The 13,385-nt window shown below is 66.6% G+C and carries 17 protein-coding genes and 1 tRNA gene; 8 read left to right on the forward strand and 10 right to left on the reverse strand.

Annotated elements, in window-relative coordinates; translation table 11 throughout:
* Positions 1 to 9: 9 nt before the first annotated feature.
* From H8F27_RS09520 to H8F27_RS09535, 4 genes are read right to left on the reverse strand one after another with little or no spacing between them, the layout of a single operon-like run.
* Entirely contained in the window at positions 10 to 957 is a 948-nt protein-coding gene (locus tag H8F27_RS09520; protein WP_197153482.1) for an N-acetylglucosamine kinase, read from the reverse strand.
* A 1-nt stretch (position 958) separates the two neighbouring features.
* Positions 959 to 2,263: an IctB family putative bicarbonate transporter gene (locus H8F27_RS09525; RefSeq protein ID WP_231596176.1), complete on the reverse strand. Its 1,305-nt coding sequence runs from the start codon at positions 2,261 to 2,263 to the stop codon at positions 959 to 961.
* A 16-nt stretch (positions 2,264 to 2,279) separates the two neighbouring features.
* On the reverse strand, positions 2,280 to 2,999 hold the full coding sequence (gene trmB / locus H8F27_RS09530; RefSeq protein WP_197147902.1) for a tRNA (guanosine(46)-N7)-methyltransferase TrmB: 720 nt from the start codon (positions 2,997 to 2,999) through the stop codon (positions 2,280 to 2,282).
* Positions 3,000 to 3,001: 2 nt separating this feature from the next.
* A complete protein-coding gene (locus H8F27_RS09535) occupies positions 3,002 to 4,282 on the reverse strand; it encodes an FIST N-terminal domain-containing protein (RefSeq protein ID WP_197147903.1) in 1,281 nt (426 codons plus the stop codon).
* A gap of 72 nt (positions 4,283 to 4,354) precedes the next feature.
* Between H8F27_RS09535 and H8F27_RS09540 the strand changes: the two genes are divergently transcribed.
* Together H8F27_RS09540 and H8F27_RS09545 are read left to right on the forward strand one after the other, a co-directional pair.
* Positions 4,355 to 4,972 (forward strand): DUF3177 family protein, encoded by a 618-nt coding sequence (locus H8F27_RS09540; protein ID WP_197153483.1) that lies wholly within the window; start codon positions 4,355 to 4,357, stop codon positions 4,970 to 4,972.
* Positions 4,972 to 5,289 carry a hypothetical protein gene (locus H8F27_RS09545; RefSeq protein ID WP_197147904.1) on the forward strand — a complete coding sequence of 106 codons (318 nt, stop codon included), beginning with the start codon at positions 4,972 to 4,974 and terminating at the stop codon, positions 5,287 to 5,289. The genes H8F27_RS09540 and H8F27_RS09545 overlap by 1 nt, the downstream gene beginning before the upstream one ends.
* A gap of 31 nt (positions 5,290 to 5,320) precedes the next feature.
* On the opposite strand, the gene ileS is transcribed toward H8F27_RS09545, so the two are convergent.
* Together ileS and H8F27_RS09555 are read right to left on the reverse strand one after the other, a co-directional pair.
* The gene (gene ileS / locus H8F27_RS09550) at positions 5,321 to 8,161 is read right to left on the reverse strand and encodes an isoleucine--tRNA ligase (RefSeq protein ID WP_231596659.1); all 2,841 of its coding nucleotides are present in this window, start codon (positions 8,159 to 8,161) and stop codon (positions 5,321 to 5,323) included.
* Between the two features lie 93 nt (positions 8,162 to 8,254).
* Entirely contained in the window at positions 8,255 to 8,824 is a 570-nt protein-coding gene (locus tag H8F27_RS09555; protein ID WP_197147906.1) for a Ycf66 family protein, read from the reverse strand.
* A 65-nt stretch (positions 8,825 to 8,889) separates the two neighbouring features.
* Here H8F27_RS09555 and H8F27_RS09560 point away from each other — a divergent pair.
* Both H8F27_RS09560 and crtR read left to right on the forward strand, forming a co-directional pair.
* Positions 8,890 to 8,971: transfer RNA gene (locus H8F27_RS09560), tRNA-Leu, on the forward strand.
* Between the two features lie 54 nt (positions 8,972 to 9,025).
* The gene (crtR, locus tag H8F27_RS09565) at positions 9,026 to 10,075 is read left to right on the forward strand and encodes a beta-carotene hydroxylase (protein WP_197147907.1); all 1,050 of its coding nucleotides are present in this window, start codon (positions 9,026 to 9,028) and stop codon (positions 10,073 to 10,075) included.
* Positions 10,076 to 10,104: 29 nt separating this feature from the next.
* On the opposite strand, the gene gatC is transcribed toward crtR, so the two are convergent.
* Both gatC and H8F27_RS09575 read right to left on the reverse strand, forming a co-directional pair.
* Positions 10,105 to 10,398: an Asp-tRNA(Asn)/Glu-tRNA(Gln) amidotransferase subunit GatC gene (gatC, locus tag H8F27_RS09570; RefSeq protein WP_197147908.1), complete on the reverse strand. Its 294-nt coding sequence runs from the start codon at positions 10,396 to 10,398 to the stop codon at positions 10,105 to 10,107.
* A 30-nt stretch (positions 10,399 to 10,428) separates the two neighbouring features.
* The gene (locus H8F27_RS09575) at positions 10,429 to 11,211 is read right to left on the reverse strand and encodes a creatininase family protein (RefSeq protein WP_197147909.1); all 783 of its coding nucleotides are present in this window, start codon (positions 11,209 to 11,211) and stop codon (positions 10,429 to 10,431) included.
* Positions 11,212 to 11,274: 63 nt separating this feature from the next.
* Here H8F27_RS09575 and H8F27_RS09580 point away from each other — a divergent pair, with 63 nt between their 5' ends.
* Positions 11,275 to 11,571 (forward strand): DUF6679 family protein, encoded by a 297-nt coding sequence (locus tag H8F27_RS09580; protein WP_197147910.1) that lies wholly within the window; start codon positions 11,275 to 11,277, stop codon positions 11,569 to 11,571.
* Here H8F27_RS09580 and H8F27_RS09585 read toward each other — a convergent pair.
* Entirely contained in the window at positions 11,568 to 11,705 is a 138-nt protein-coding gene (locus H8F27_RS09585; protein ID WP_197147911.1) for a hypothetical protein, read from the reverse strand. The two genes, H8F27_RS09580 and H8F27_RS09585, sit on opposite strands and share 4 nt — an antisense overlap.
* Before the next feature lie 368 nt (positions 11,706 to 12,073).
* On the opposite strand from H8F27_RS09585, the gene H8F27_RS09590 reads away from it, so the two are divergent.
* The 3 genes from H8F27_RS09590 to H8F27_RS09600 all read left to right on the forward strand — a co-directional run bounded on the left by H8F27_RS09590 (position 12,074) and on the right by H8F27_RS09600 (position 12,972).
* A complete protein-coding gene (locus H8F27_RS09590; protein ID WP_197147912.1) occupies positions 12,074 to 12,223 on the forward strand; it encodes a hypothetical protein in 150 nt (49 codons plus the stop codon).
* 25 nt (positions 12,224 to 12,248) lie between these two features.
* Positions 12,249 to 12,542 carry a type II toxin-antitoxin system Phd/YefM family antitoxin gene (locus H8F27_RS09595; RefSeq protein ID WP_231596177.1) on the forward strand — a complete coding sequence of 98 codons (294 nt, stop codon included), beginning with the start codon at positions 12,249 to 12,251 and terminating at the stop codon, positions 12,540 to 12,542.
* A 70-nt stretch (positions 12,543 to 12,612) separates the two neighbouring features.
* Positions 12,613 to 12,972, forward strand: coding sequence for a type II toxin-antitoxin system VapC family toxin (locus H8F27_RS09600; RefSeq protein ID WP_231596660.1), 360 nt, complete (start codon positions 12,613 to 12,615; stop codon positions 12,970 to 12,972).
* Here H8F27_RS09600 and H8F27_RS09605 read toward each other — a convergent pair.
* Positions 12,929 to 13,354 (reverse strand): hypothetical protein, encoded by a 426-nt coding sequence (locus tag H8F27_RS09605; protein ID WP_197147914.1) that lies wholly within the window; start codon positions 13,352 to 13,354, stop codon positions 12,929 to 12,931. The two genes, H8F27_RS09600 and H8F27_RS09605, sit on opposite strands and share 44 nt — an antisense overlap.
* Between the last annotated feature and the right edge of the window lie 31 nt (positions 13,355 to 13,385).

Raw genomic sequence — 13,385 nt, forward strand, 5'->3', positions numbered from 1 at the left:
TACTTGGATTTAGGGCTCCAGGCAAAGCCGGGCCAGGGCCAGGGCGCCGCTGCAGCCATCCCCTGCTGCCTGCTCCAGCCTGGTCCCCGGGCAGTGGAGCGCGAGCGCCGCGGCAAACCGTTGGCGCAGCAGCTCGAGGTGTTCCAGGGCGCCGCCCAGGGGCCATACCGGCGGGTTCCCCAGCGCCAGCCGCTGGCTGATGGTCGCCACCATCCGGGCCAGGGCCTGGGCGGAGCGCTCCACCACTGCCGCCGCCGCCGGATCGCCCTCGGCGGCGGCGGCGGCCACCAAGGGGGCCAGGCGGGCAAAGCCAGCGGCGCCGAAGTCGGGCGCCACCACGCGGGCCTTGATCGCCTGGGGGGCCTGGGGGTCGCCGGGGTCCAGGCCCAGGCCGGCCCAGATCCGCGCTCTCAGGGGCGAATCACTTCGGCGACCATCCGCCATCTCCAGGGTCAGGGCCAGCCCATCGCGGCCGATGTCCATGGCGGAGCCGGCCCCATCCAGCAGCCAGCCCCAGCCCCCGCAACGGTGCTCCTCCCCGGCGCCGTTGCGGCCGACGGCGATCATGCCGGTGCCGCTGATCACCACGATGCCGGCCGACTGGCTGCCCATCGCCCCCCGCAGGGCCGTGCGCTCATCTCCAGTCACCAAAACGCCCTGCAGGGGTAGTCCCAGGGCGGCGGCCGCCAGCTGGCGGGCTTGATCCTGCACGGGGGTACCCACTTCGATGCCGCTGGCGCCAATCCCGGCAGCGACCAGGCGCCCGGGGCTGAGCTGGTCCAGGGCCTGCTGCAGGCTTTGGCCCAGGGCGCGGCCAAAGCGGTCGGGGCCGTTCGGCCCCAGCAGATGGCACACACCTGGGCCCTGCCCTTCGGCCAACACCGCACCGCTGCCGGCAGCAGCTAGTCGACAGGTGGTGTGGGTCTGGCCGGCATCAAAGCCGGCGACCAGGGCCAGATCAGGCACGGGCGTGGGTGGCCCCGGCCGCCAGGGTGGCCACGCAGAACCAGCCACTTAGCTGCACTTCCGGCCGGAAGAAGATCGTGTCAGTGAGGCCCTGTACCCCCAAACCAGCGATCACGGCGATCACGGCCAGGGCCGGCAGGCTGAAGAAGCCATCGCCACGCCAGAGGCTGGTGGCGGTGCGCAGGCTGGCCACCAGCAGGCCGATGCCGGCCAGCAAGCCGGGAATTCCCGCCTCCACCGCCAGCTCCAATGGGATGGAGTAGGCACTGAGGGCATTGAACTTGGGTTGCTGAAAGAGGGGATAGATCTGGTTGAAGGCGTCGTTGCCCGGGCCTATCCCCAGCCAGGGTCGGGCCTGAATCATGTCCAGGGCGGCCAGCCAGACGTTGATGCGGAAGTTGTTGGAGCTGTCTTCGCGGCCGGCCAGCAGGCTCATCACCCGCACCCTTAGGGGTTCCACCTGGGTCACCAGCACCACCAGCAGGGCCGCTCCGCCCAGCAGCAACAGCAGGGGGGCCAGCTTGCGCCAGAGGGGTGGCCAGGTGCGGGTGCCGCGGATGGCCAGCAAGAGGATGGTCACCCCAGCCTGGGTCACCAGTCCCATCCAGGCGCCGCGGCTGTAGGTGAGCACCAGGGCTGCCAGGCCCAGCACCAGGGCCGTCAGGGCAAACAGCTTGCGGGCCAGCCCGGGCCAGCGCAGCAGGCCCACCAGGGCCAGCGGCAGCACGGGCAGGAGGTATCCGGCCAGCAGGTTGGGGTTTTCCAGGGTGCTGTAGATCCGCACCGTGCCATCCGCCACCGAATTGGGGTCGGCCCAGCGGGCCAGTTCGCCGGTGTCCGCATAGAGCTGGCGGATGCCGATCACGCTGGTGACCAGTTCCCCGGCCAGCAGGGCCGCCACGATCCGGTCCCACCAGATCGGCGCGGTGCTGAGCAGCTGGCGCATCAGGGCGTAGACCCCCAGGTAGCTGACCAGTTTCACCAGCCCCTTGGCGGCAGCCAGGGGCACCGGCGAGAACCCCGTGGCCAGCAGGGCCAGGGAGAGTATTGCCAGAATCCAGCGGTCGATTTCCCCCAAGGGTCCCGGGGGTGTGCGCAGGGCAATCAGCAGCCACAGCAGGCCACTGGCAAGCACCAGCAGGCTCAGGCCGCTGCGGGTCACCAGGGGCAGGCCAGCCATCAGGGCGCAGAGCACGAGCCCGGCCACCAGGGTCAGCTGCCTGCCGAGGGCACCGCTGGGTGCGTGCTGCAGCGAGCCCTGCCAGCGCAGCAGGAAGGGAATGGTGGGGGCGCTCAAGGGGCGAAGGCTGGCGTCAGGCCGGATTATCAACCCCTTTGGGCAGATCCTCCAGCTCTTCAAGGGGGGCCAGGGGACTGTTGTTGCGCCGGTAGAGCACGCGATACACCGGCAAGCCCTGGGCCATGACGTATGCCTCCCGCTCGCTCGGGATGGGCAGGGGGTTGGTGGCTAGCCAGGGCCGCCGATCTTCATCTGGTCGCTCAAATTCTGGTTGATCAAAGCCTGGTCGATCAAAGCCGCCGCTGGCTTCGATCAGCTGCACCATCGGTGTGATCACCGCCAGCACATCACTCTGAATAAACAGCTCCTTGCCGGGGGAGAGGGCACCGGCAAGGGCCTGCAGCAGGGCGGGCTGCAACACCCGCCGCTTGTGGTGTTTCTGCTTGAACCAGGGGTCGGGAAACTGGATCGAAACCCGTTCCAGCAGTCCTGCCGGCAGGCAGGCCAGCCAGGCCTGCAGGCTGATGTTGGCGTTGCAGAAGAGATAGTGGAGGTTGTCCAGTCCCAGGGCATGGCGCTCGGCCTCTGCTGCCTCCACCAGCGCCAGGCGGATCTCCACGCCGAGGTGATTGAAGCCGGGTTCCTGCTTGGCTAGGGCCAGCAGGAAGCGGCCCCGGGCGCAGCCGATGTCGAGATGGAGGGGCTGGCCGGGCCTGGGGAATAGCTCGGCCGGGGCCGGCAAGGGCCGGGGCTGCTGGAAGAAGCGGCTGAGCGGATTGACGTGCTGGCGCACCTTCAGCCTTCTCCCCGGGGCACTAAAAAAGCCAGGCTGGCGGTGTAGCCGTGCAGGTAGGTGCTGCCGGCGACCGGTCCGATCTCGCCATTGCAGAACACCCCGGCAATCGGCACCTGCTGGAAGGCTTCACGGCAGAGATTCACATCGCCATCTGCTGCTCCGTAGAGGCCTTCGCCGCGACCGAGGCAGGCAAATAGCAGGGTGGCCAGGGGGTTGGGCGTCTGGGCTTGCTGCTGGGCCAGGAGCTGCCTTAGTTCCTGGCGGGAGGCCTCCGCATCGCGCAGCTGGAACTGCACCTGTTGGCCCACCCGCATGCGCTCGGCCACGGCAACGGCTCCGTTGCGCGGGTCCACGCCGATCAGGTTGCGCACGAGGAAGGCCCCTGGCTTGGAGGGCTCGGCGCTGTCTAGGTTGAAGTTGCTGCGCCCCACCCCTAGAAAGAGGGAGTGCTTGACCAGCACCCGCTCCTGGGGGCTGAGGTCGGTGAGGATCGCCTGCAGGGCTGCCACCGGGCTGCGGCGGTCCTGGCCCTGGCTCACTTCCAGCACCACATTGCGCTGGGCTTGTTCGATGTCGAATACCGGTCCGATGGGCCGGCAGCCCTGGGCTACGACCGGGTCGAGCTGCCAGCTGCCGCCGATCAGGCAGCCGACGGCTCCCCGGGCAACCTGGTTGCCAAATAGCAAGGAGCCGTGGCCAGCGCTGTGTTGCCCGGCGATTCCGCCCAGTTTCACCGCCTCGGGGCAGGCGTAATCGAGGCCGCTGATCAGGTCGTTGATGCGTGAGCAGCTGGGATCCACTAGCAGCAGCATCGAGGGGCTGGGCGAGCCGCCCGTCGTCTCTGCGGCGTTGAGCAGGGCGCGCCAGGGCTCGGCCGGACCATCGAGGTCGGGCAGGGTCTCGGTGTCGATGGCAAAGGGCTGCAGCTGGGCGCCGGGCAGGCGCAGCAGGGTGACACTCAGGGCGGGCTTTTTTTCCAGCTCATGGGGGGTGCCGGTGGCGTCGGTGCCCACCACCCCACCGCCGAGGCAGCCGATCCAGTGGCTGGCCCGCAGTTTTTCCTGGAGCAGCGGCAGCAGCCTGGGCAGGTCACTGGCGTAGCTGGCGGCGGCAAAGACCAGGGCCAGGTCTGCCGGCCCGGCACCGCGCAGCTGGTGAACGATGGTTTCCACCGATGCCTGCAGGGAGGTTTCAGAGGCCAGGGCGGTGCGGCACCAGGCCTGGCCCCGGTTGGGTCCAATGTGGCGGGACAGCCAGCTGGGCAGGGAAAATGCAGCCATAAGTCGGACCATATCGCCTGCCGGGGGCCGCGGATAATGGCGCCTTACCGAACTAACCGTGTGCTCGCTGTCCTGCCAGAACCTCTGTATCGCTCTTTGGTGTGGCTCGACGTCCGAGTGGCCATGTTGTTCAGCATCGGTCTGCCGCTGGTGCTGCTGATCTGGGCTGGCCTGCGCCGGGAGGGGGCGCTGGTGCGGCTGCTTGGCATCTATTGGAAGGTGGCCAGCCTGCTGCTGCTCGTCACCCTCTTGCTGACCGACCGCCGTCCCCTTGGTTTTCTGCTGGCGGTGCTGGCCCAGTTGCTGGTGGTGGCGAGTGTCTGGTTCTGGGTGGATCTCAACGAGGAACTGGCAGACATGCCTCCCTGGCGAGCCCTGCCCCTCACCCTGCGCGTCTGGCGCTGGAGCTTGACGGTGTGGGGCCTGCTGGGGGCAGCCCTCAGCACGACAGCCCTGGGCTGCATGGCCAGCGCTGGCCTGGATCGGCCCGCCTGCTCCATCTGGATCCAGCCGCCCCTTGGGCTCCATCAGCAGTTGGTGGGGGTGTTTGCCTTTGTATTCGGCGGCTCCTGGACCCCTGGGGTGGCAGCTTTCATCGGCTATGTGGGGTTGGTGGCCTACGGCGTTGGGCTGCTGCAGTGGCTGCTGGTGCGGCTGCCCAAGCAGGGCCGGGTGGCGGGGGAGTTCTGATGACCCTGGCCGCCAACGCTCTGATTGCTGGGCTGGAGGCGATCAGCCGAGAGCGGCCGGATCGGGTGCTGCGCCTGCGCGGTGCCCTCGATTCGGCGGGCGCGCTCGAGGAGCCCTACGAGCTGCTGATCTTTCGCGGCTTCTCCAGCAGCACCACCCACCCCACCGGTTTCGATCCCGACCAGCCATTGCTGCCCGAGGGGGTGCGGCTGCTTACGGCCGAGTTGCTGGCTGGCCCGCTCGACCCAGCTGCGGAGCAGGTGTTGGCCGCCGGCAGCAATCCCCAGGCCTACCTGCAAGCCCCAGCCTGGCTCTGAGTTGGCCCTGGGAGGCACATACCAGTTTGGCTCAGGGCTCCAGCACGGCCACGCAGCGGCCGCAGAGGGTGGGGTGGCTGGGGTGGCGGCCGATGTCGGTTTCGTGGTGCCAGCAACGCTCGCATTTCTGGCCGGCGGCCCGGGCCACCCGTACCGTCACCCCGTCGGCTTTCGCCTCCGCCAGCACGGCTTCTGGGGCCTCGCCGCCGATGTGCAGGGCCGACACCAGCAGCCAGTCGGTGAGATTGTCAACGCTGGGGTGGGCGGAGCTTGCCAGCCAGGCCAGGGCCTCTGCCAGCGCCGTGGTGTTCGCCCCTTCCGCCAGGGTGAGCTGCACCTGGGCCTCCAGGGAGGCGCCGATGCCCCGCTCCCGGCCCTCGCTGCTGCCCCTGTCGCCCTGCTTGCGGCAGCTCTCGAGCTGGCGGTTCACCAGGGCACGCAGCTCGAGAATGGCGCCCATCGGCGGCTCCAGCTCCGGCCGGCGCCAGTCGCAAGGAGCGGTGGGCCAGCCCCGCTCGAACACCGAGGCCTCGGCCACCGGGTAGGGCAGGTTCTGCCAGATGTCTTCGGCCATGTGGCAGAGCACCGGCGCGATCAGGCCGGCCAGCCGTTCCACCACCAGGTGCAGCACGGTCTGGCAGCTGCGGCGGCGGAACTCCGCGGCCCCGCTCACGTAGAGGCGGTCTTTGGCGATGTCGAGGTAGACGTTGGAGAGGTCGACCACGCAGAAGTTCTGCAGCGCCTGGAAGAAGCGGTAGAACTCAAAGCGCTCGAAGTCTCCCGTCACGCTGTCGATCAGGGCGGCGGTGCGCTGCAGCATCCACTGGTCCAGCAGCGGCAGCTCGGCGTAGGCCACGGCGTCGCCGCCCTCCGCCTGGGGGCGCGGATCGAAATCGTGCAGGTTGCCGAGCTGGTAGCGGGCCGTGTTGCGCACCTTGCGATACACGTCGGCCAGCTGCTTCACGATCCCTGGCCCCAGGGGCACATCGGCGGAGTAATCCACCGAGCTCACCCACAGGCGCAATACATCGGCGCCGTAGGCGGGGTCTTGTTTCTCGTTTTTGCCGCCCTCGACCAGCACGGCCGGATCCACCACGTTGCCCAGCGATTTGCTCATCTTGCGGCCCTTCTCATCGAGGGTGAAGCCGTGGGTGAGCACCCGCCTGTAGGGGGCGTGGCCATTGACGGCCACGGAGGTGAGCAGGCTGCTCTGGAACCAGCCGCGGTGCTGGTCGCTGCCCTCCAGATAGAGGTCGGCCGGGTAGCCCAGGCCCCTCTCCTGCAGCACCCCGGCCCAGGAGGAGCCGGAATCAAACCACACGTCCATGGTGTCGGTGCCTTTGCGCCACTGGGCCGCCTCGGCGGCCAGATCGGCTGGCAGCAGGCCGGCCTCATCGCGCTGCCACCATACATCGGTGCCGTGCTCGGCGATCAGGCCCTGGATGTGGCTGAGGGTGGCCCCGTTGAGCAGCACCTCACCGGTTTCGCGGTGGTAGAAGACGGGGATTGGCACCCCCCAGGTGCGCTGGCGGCTGATGCACCAGTCGCCCCGCTCGCCCACCATGGCCTCGATCCGGTTGCGGCCGCTGGCCGGCAGCCACTCCACCTGGGCGATCGCCTCCAGGGCGGCGCCGCGGAAGCCCTCCACCGAGGCAAACCACTGCTCGGTGGCCCGGAAGATGGTGGGCTTTTTGGTGCGCCAGTCGTAGGGGTAGCGGTGCTCGTAGCGCTCCTGCAGCAGCAGGGCGCCGGCGGCCTCCAGGGCCTCGATGATCGCCGGATTGGCGTCCTTGAGCACGTTGGTGCCAGCAAAGGGGCCGGCTTCGGCGGTGAGGTAGCCGGCCTCGTCCACCGGGCAGAGCACCGGCAGCCCGTATTTTTTGCCGGTGTTGAAGTCGTCTACGCCATGGCCGGGGGCGGTGTGCACCAGGCCCGTGCCGGCTTCGGTTGTGACGTAGTCGCCGCCGATCACCACAGCACTGGTGCGATCCAGTAGGGGATGGCGGTATGTGATGCCCTCGAGCTCGGCGCCCTTGAGGCGGCACAGCGGCGTCAGCTCGATGCCCAGCTTGACGGCGAGGCCTTCGCTCAGCTCGGCGGCCACCACCAGGTGGCGATCACCGCTGCGGCAGATGGCGTAGTCGAGGTTTGGGTTCACCGCCACCGCCAGGTTGGCGGGCAGGGTCCAGGGGGTGGTGGTCCAGATCGCCACCGCCAGGTTGGCGGCCGCTTCGCCCAGCTGGCTGGCGAGGGCCTCGCCCAGCTCCACCACCGGGAATGCCACGTAAACGCTCGGGGAGGTGTGGCCGTCGGGATATTCGAGCTCGGCTTCGGCCAGGGCCGTGCGGGAGCTGGGGCTCCAGTGCACGGGCTTGAGGCCCCGGTAGATGTGGCCAGCCAGCACCATGGCGCCGAACACACCGATCTGGGCGGCCTCGTAGTCCTTTTGCAGGGTGAGGTAGGGCGTCTCCCAGTCGGCCCAGATGCCCCAGCGCTGGAAGCCCTGCTTCTGGCTTTCCACCTGCTCGAGCGCAAAGGCGTGGGCCTTTTGGCGCAGGCTGAGCGGGGTCAGTTCGGCCCGCTCGCTGCTGCTCAGCCCTTGCAGCACCTTGAGTTCAATCGGCAGGCCGTGGCAGTCCCAGCCCGGCACAAATCGCGCCTTCTTGCCTTGGAGCAGGGCGGTCTTGTTGATGATGTCCTTGAGGATCTTGTTGAGGGCGTGGCCCACGTGCAGGGCCCCGTTGGCGTAGGGGGGGCCGTCGTGGAGGGTGAAGCCCTCGCCGGGGTTTTGCTGGCTGAGCCGTTCGTAGAGGAGCTGCTCGGCCCAGAACGCCTGTATTTCAGGTTCGCGCTGGCGGGCGTGTGCCCGCATGGCGAAGGGCGTCTGCAGCAGGTTGAGGGTGTCCTTGTAGGAGGTGGCGGGCGCAGAGCTGGCGGTCACGGCGCCTGGGGCAGCAAGGGCTGATTATCCCGCCTGGCTGCTGGGGGCCTGGGGCTCGCTGGGGCTGGCCGGGCTTTGAGGATTTTCGGCTTCGATCAGGGCATCGATCTCGGCAAAGGAACTCACCACCACGGTGCTATCAGCTGTGTCAGTCGTCTCTGCGGCTTCCGGGCGCACCCAGAGCTTGCCCGTGGTTTTTGGTTGCCGCCGCTCCGCCAGCCATTGGCCCAGGCCCCCGCTCGCTGTTGTCACCAGGGCAAGCAGCTGGGCAAGGGCAGCTCCGGCCTGCTTGAGGCTTGTCTGCCAGCGTTCGGCAGACCAGAGCCGCTGCTGTTCCTCCGGGCTGAGTTGCCGCCAGCGCCCCTGGGAGACCTCTCCCGCCAGCCGGCCGATCAGCAGGCCGCCGCAGAGCACGCCCAGCATCGGTGCTCCGGTGAGGCGATCCGCACTGGTCACGAGCACCAAGCCAAGGAGCAGCACCACAGCGCCCCAGGCCGAATCCCGGGGCCGGCTGAGTTCGCTGGCCAGTAGGGGTAAGAGCAGGATGGCGAGGCCCAGCAGCAGCGCCAGGAGTCCGCCCAGGGTGGCGAGCATGGCCAGGAGGAATGGGTCCACCCATTGTGGGCGCGCGGGCTGGGCTTTCCCTACAGTCACCATGCGCCCACCTGGCGGAATTGGTAGACGCGCTGGTTTTAGGTACCAGTGGCCTTGGTCGTGGGGGTTCAAGTCCCCCGGTGGGCATGGTTGGTTGCTTAGGTTGCCCTGGGCCAATGCTTAGGGCACGCTTCAGTTGCGATGACACAGGTTTTGGCTGCTGCCTCCAATACCGTTGCTGTGGCAAGTGCCAAAGCTGGTACCCCATCAGGTGCCAGGCCAGCGCCATCAACCCTGGTGCCGCGGGAATTTCTCGATCCACCGGCCGCCTGGAACCCGACGGTGGGGTTGTTTCTGGCGGGCTACGGCCTGGCGGGCCTGACGATCTGGGGCTGGTTTGGGGGGGGGTGGCCCCTGCCGCTGCTCCTGACCACTGGTTTTCTGTCCCTCCATCTCGAGGGCACGGTGATCCATGACGCCTGCCACAACGCCGCCCACCCCAACCGCTTCTGGAATGCGGTGATGGGTCACGGGGCAGCCCTGCTGCTGGGCTTCAGCTTTCCGGTGTTCACCCGAGTGCACCTGCAGCACCACGCCCACGTCAACGACCCAAAAAATGATCCAGACCACATCGTCAGCACTTTTGGCCCCCTGTGGCTGATCGCGCCACGGTTTTTTTACCACGAGCTGTTTTTCTTTCGCCGGCGTCTCTGGCGCCGCTATGAGTTGCTGGAGTGGGGGATTGCCAGGGGGATATTTGCGGCGATCGTGATTGCGGCAGCGAAGTTTGGTTTCCTACCATTTGTATTCAACTGCTGGTTTGCGCCAGCCCTGATGGTGGGCGTCACTCTGGGCCTCTTTTTTGACTACTTGCCCCATCGCCCCTTCCAGTCGCGCAACCGCTGGCACAATGCCCGCATCTATTCAGGGCGAATGATGAATTGGTTGATAATGGGCCAGAACTATCACCTGATTCACCATCTCTGGCCATCGATTCCCTGGTTTGAGTACCAAGCTGCATACCACGCCACCAAGCCGATCCTTGATGCCAAAGGATCACCCCAGCGTCTGGGTTTGTTTGAAACCAGAAGCGACGGGCTCAATTTCCTCTATGACATTTTCCTGGGAGTCCGCAGCCACCGCAAGAAGCGCAGCAAGTTGCGGCCGCTGGCGGCGCTGATGCCAACCCGGCATGCGCGCCGAAGGGTGTTGGAGCTGCTGCATCGAACGGCGGTGTCGCCAGTTCGCTGACACCCCTCGATTCATCTTCGATTAGCCGGTCAATCCGCCATTATTTTTGGCACCCGGATGAAGTCCCCCTCCCGCTGGGGCGCTTGATTGAGCAGCTCCTCCCGCACGCTTGTCGGGGTGACCACGTCGGCGCGGGTGACATTCACCACTTCCACGGCCCTGGTGGTGGGCGGCACCCCTTCGGTGTCCACGGCTTCCAGCTGGGTCACGTATTCCAGAATGCGTTCGAGCTGGCCGGTGTAGGTGGCGATCTTCTCCTCCGGCAGGGCGAGGCGGGCCAGCCCTGCCACCTTGCGCACATCATCGGCGGTGATCTTGCTCATCGGGCGGTACTCGCTGGGCTTGACGCTAGCTCAGGCCAGGAAGCTCTCCAGATCCGCCGTCAGGGCCGTGGCGGCCAGATCGAGAAACCGCTCCCCGTGGGCTGCCTGGGCCAGGAAGGGATCGGAGCCCATGCGGCCGTCGGGATGGCGGCGGCGGAAATCCTCGGGGCCGTGGATCGGCCCGGCTGGGGCCGATTCCGGCAGGGGGCGCTGCTTGGCCTGCAGGCTGGGCTCCAGGTGCAGGGTGAGGGCGATCTCACTGGGGGTGGCGTGGTGCCCCTCGCGCTCGCCGTAAAGGTTGCGGGCCTCCTTCAGCACCGGCCCGGCCATGAACCAGTTGGCCAGCTTGCAGCGCAGCTGGGGGGCATTCGGCAGGCCCCGGTCGGCGGCGGTGGCGTAGGCCTGGGCAAAGGCCGCCTTGCTGGTGGCGATGTTGCCGCCGTGGCCATTGATCACGAAGATGCGCTCGAAGCCGTGGCGCGCCAGCGACAGCACCACGTCGTGCAGCACGGCCAGCAGGGTGGAGGGCTGCAGGCTGATCGTGCCGGCGAAACCGAGGTGGTGCTCGGCCATGCCGAAGGCCTGGGCGGGCGTCACCAGGACGCCGCTGCGCCGGCCCACCTCAAGGGCCACGGCTTCGGCGGTGAGCGCATCGGTGCCGATGGCGCCGGTGGGGCCGTGCTGCTCGGTGGAGCCCAGGGGCACGATAACCCCCTTGCCCTGCTCCAGATAGGCCTCCACTTCAGGCCAGCTGCGCAGCTGCAGGCGGATGGCGTCGGTGCTGCGGGGCAGCTGGTTGGTGGATTGGGTCATGGTGAACAGCAACGGGCCCGGGTTGTCTGCCTAGGATGCATAATCCAGCAGTGCCATGGACCCATGCTGCACCGCAAGCTCTACCAGTTTTGTGCCGAGCAGCGGCCCGTGTGGGTTTTTCTGCGCGACCAGCAGCGCTGGATTGAGGAAGCCACGGTGGTGGAGATCGAAGGAGACCTTGTGACCCTGCGCTATCACGCCGAAGACGACGACGAAACCCACAGCTGGGAGGAGAGCGTGCGGCTCGACTCAATTGGTGCCGTCAGCACCCGGCTGGCCTACGTGTGCCGCAGCGGCAGCCCCGATGACGTGATCACCTCTGAAGACTGCCCCGAGGCTGAGCGGCTCAGCAACCCCTAGTGGGCCGTGCCGTTGCCGTCGTAGCTGTCGGTGTTGTAGTAGCCGCCCTTGGTGCCGAAGAACAGGGTGGCCAGTACGAACAGGCCGCTGCCGAAGATCAGCACTGTGGCGAGGGTGAAGCCGGAGGAGTGCATGGCGGCCAAAGGGCATGGGGCGTTGGAGCCCAGTCTGCTGGCTGACGCCGCTGCCGGCGAGCTGGGCAACGTATGTGTGGGGAATCCGTTGCTGAGGCTCTTGATCGCCCGCCCCGCCGACTGCTCCTCATCGAGGCGAACCCTGGGTCGATGGCGATCAGCACGGCGGAGGCGGCCTGCTGCGAGGCCGTCATCGACTTGGCACATGCCTTGGGCCCTTCGCTCACCACGGCGCCGGCAGATCCCAGGAGCCCGCTCAATTCTACATCAACGACCCGGGGGGTGTAGGGCGGCATCCTGGCTCAGCGATGCGGTAAATCCTGCCAATCTAATGCGGAAAAAATTGAGCTTCGGATGTGCTTTTTGCGGTGGCCAGAGCCCGCATCGCCTCCCAGTGCGATCTCTCGTGCTCAGGCCTGCCCTGTCACCACCTGTTGCATCACCTCCCGCAGACCATCGGCCAGGGGGCGATGGCTGCGCCGGACAATCAACGCCGCACCCTGGCGGGAGGCAGCTAAAGTGGTCGCAAATAGAGGATCAGGCGTGCCCGAAGTAGTCGCAAGCAGGGTGTCGGTGCGGGATCTCAAGACCCACCTCTCCGAATGGCTCGGCCGGGTTCAACGTGGCGAGGTGGTGGAGGTCACCTCCCACCGCAAGCCCATTGCCCGGCTCACCTCCATCAAGCAGCCCGATTCCACCCCTACCAACCCGCTGCAGAAAGCCATTGATGCAGGGATCGTCAGTTGGAAAGGCCAAAAGCCGGTGTTCCCTCCACCAGTGAAGCTGCGTGGTGAGGGAAAACTCGTCAGTGAAATCGTGATGGAAGATCGGGGTTGAGTTGGTGATCCTGTTCTGCGACACCAGTGCCTTGATCAAGTTGCTGATCAGTGAGCCAAACTCCGATCAGATGGAGCAGAGCAGCTCGCAAGCAGAAGCCATTGCGGTCTGCCGGATCACCTGGGCAGAGGCCATGGCGGGTATGGCCCGTGGTCAGAGAGAAGATCCGATCAGTGGGGATGATATTGAACAGGCCCGTCAGCGCCTGATCCTTAGCTGGGATCAGTTCATGATCGTCGAGGTCAGCCAGACGCTGGTTGAAACAGCTGGGCGATTTGCAGATGTTTTCGCTTTGCGTGCCTACGACAGCGTGCAACTGGCAGCAGCCCATGAACTCGACCAGAGCACGGATCAACCACTGACCTTTGCCTGCTTCGATCGCAGACTCAAGCAGGCAGCATCGCTGCTGCAACTGAATGTCCTGGCATGACCAGCCCACAGGGGGTTGACCTGGGATTGCTGCTGTAGTTGCCGTAGTCGTTGAAGTTGGCATTCACCAGTACATCCACGCAGGCAACAGTGTTGCTGCTTACGTGGAGTGGAATAAAGGCACCCAAACCTGCTTGATTGTGAGTGCCTGCCCCTTGCAGTGCGCCTTGAAAGCCGTAGTTGAATATGATCGCATCCCTTAGTGTAACTGCTATCACGCCAAGGTCTGCTGCCTCGGTGCCTTCAGCTTTTGGCCCTTCTGCTGCTACATGTCTGATGGCAAGAGGTAGTGATGCCAGTGCCAGAGCAGCAGTGCTTGCTAGCGACAGGCTGAGGCGGTTGGGGTGGTGCTGCGCAAATGTAAAAATTGACAATACTGCCACCACTTTGGTGCAAAGCGCCGCGGCCTTTGGG

It is taken from the genome of Synechococcus sp. CBW1108, from assembly GCF_015840335.1.
Taxonomy (GTDB): Bacteria; Cyanobacteriota; Cyanobacteriia; order PCC-6307; family Cyanobiaceae; genus Cyanobium_A.

Coding starts and splice junctions, on each gene's coding strand:
- H8F27_RS09535 (WP_197147903.1), bottom strand. CDS start 4,282: ATGGCTGCATTTTCCCTGCCCAGCTGGCTGTCCCGCCACATTGGACCC.
- H8F27_RS09545 (WP_197147904.1), top strand. CDS start 4,972: ATGACCCTGGCCGCCAACGCTCTGATTGCTGGGCTGGAGGCGATCAGC.
- ileS (WP_231596659.1), bottom strand. CDS start 8,161: ATGCGGGCACACGCCCGCCAGCGCGAACCTGAAATACAGGCGTTCTGG.
- H8F27_RS09555 (WP_197147906.1), bottom strand. CDS start 8,824: ATGCTCGCCACCCTGGGCGGACTCCTGGCGCTGCTGCTGGGCCTCGCC.
- crtR (WP_197147907.1), top strand. CDS start 9,026: ATGACACAGGTTTTGGCTGCTGCCTCCAATACCGTTGCTGTGGCAAGT.
- gatC (WP_197147908.1), bottom strand. CDS start 10,398: ATGAGCAAGATCACCGCCGATGATGTGCGCAAGGTGGCAGGGCTGGCC.
- H8F27_RS09575 (WP_197147909.1), bottom strand. CDS start 11,211: ATGACCCAATCCACCAACCAGCTGCCCCGCAGCACCGACGCCATCCGC.
- H8F27_RS09580 (WP_197147910.1), top strand. CDS start 11,275: ATGCTGCACCGCAAGCTCTACCAGTTTTGTGCCGAGCAGCGGCCCGTG.
- H8F27_RS09585 (WP_197147911.1), bottom strand. CDS start 11,705: ATGCACTCCTCCGGCTTCACCCTCGCCACAGTGCTGATCTTCGGCAGC.
- H8F27_RS09600 (WP_231596660.1), top strand. CDS start 12,613: ATGGAGCAGAGCAGCTCGCAAGCAGAAGCCATTGCGGTCTGCCGGATC.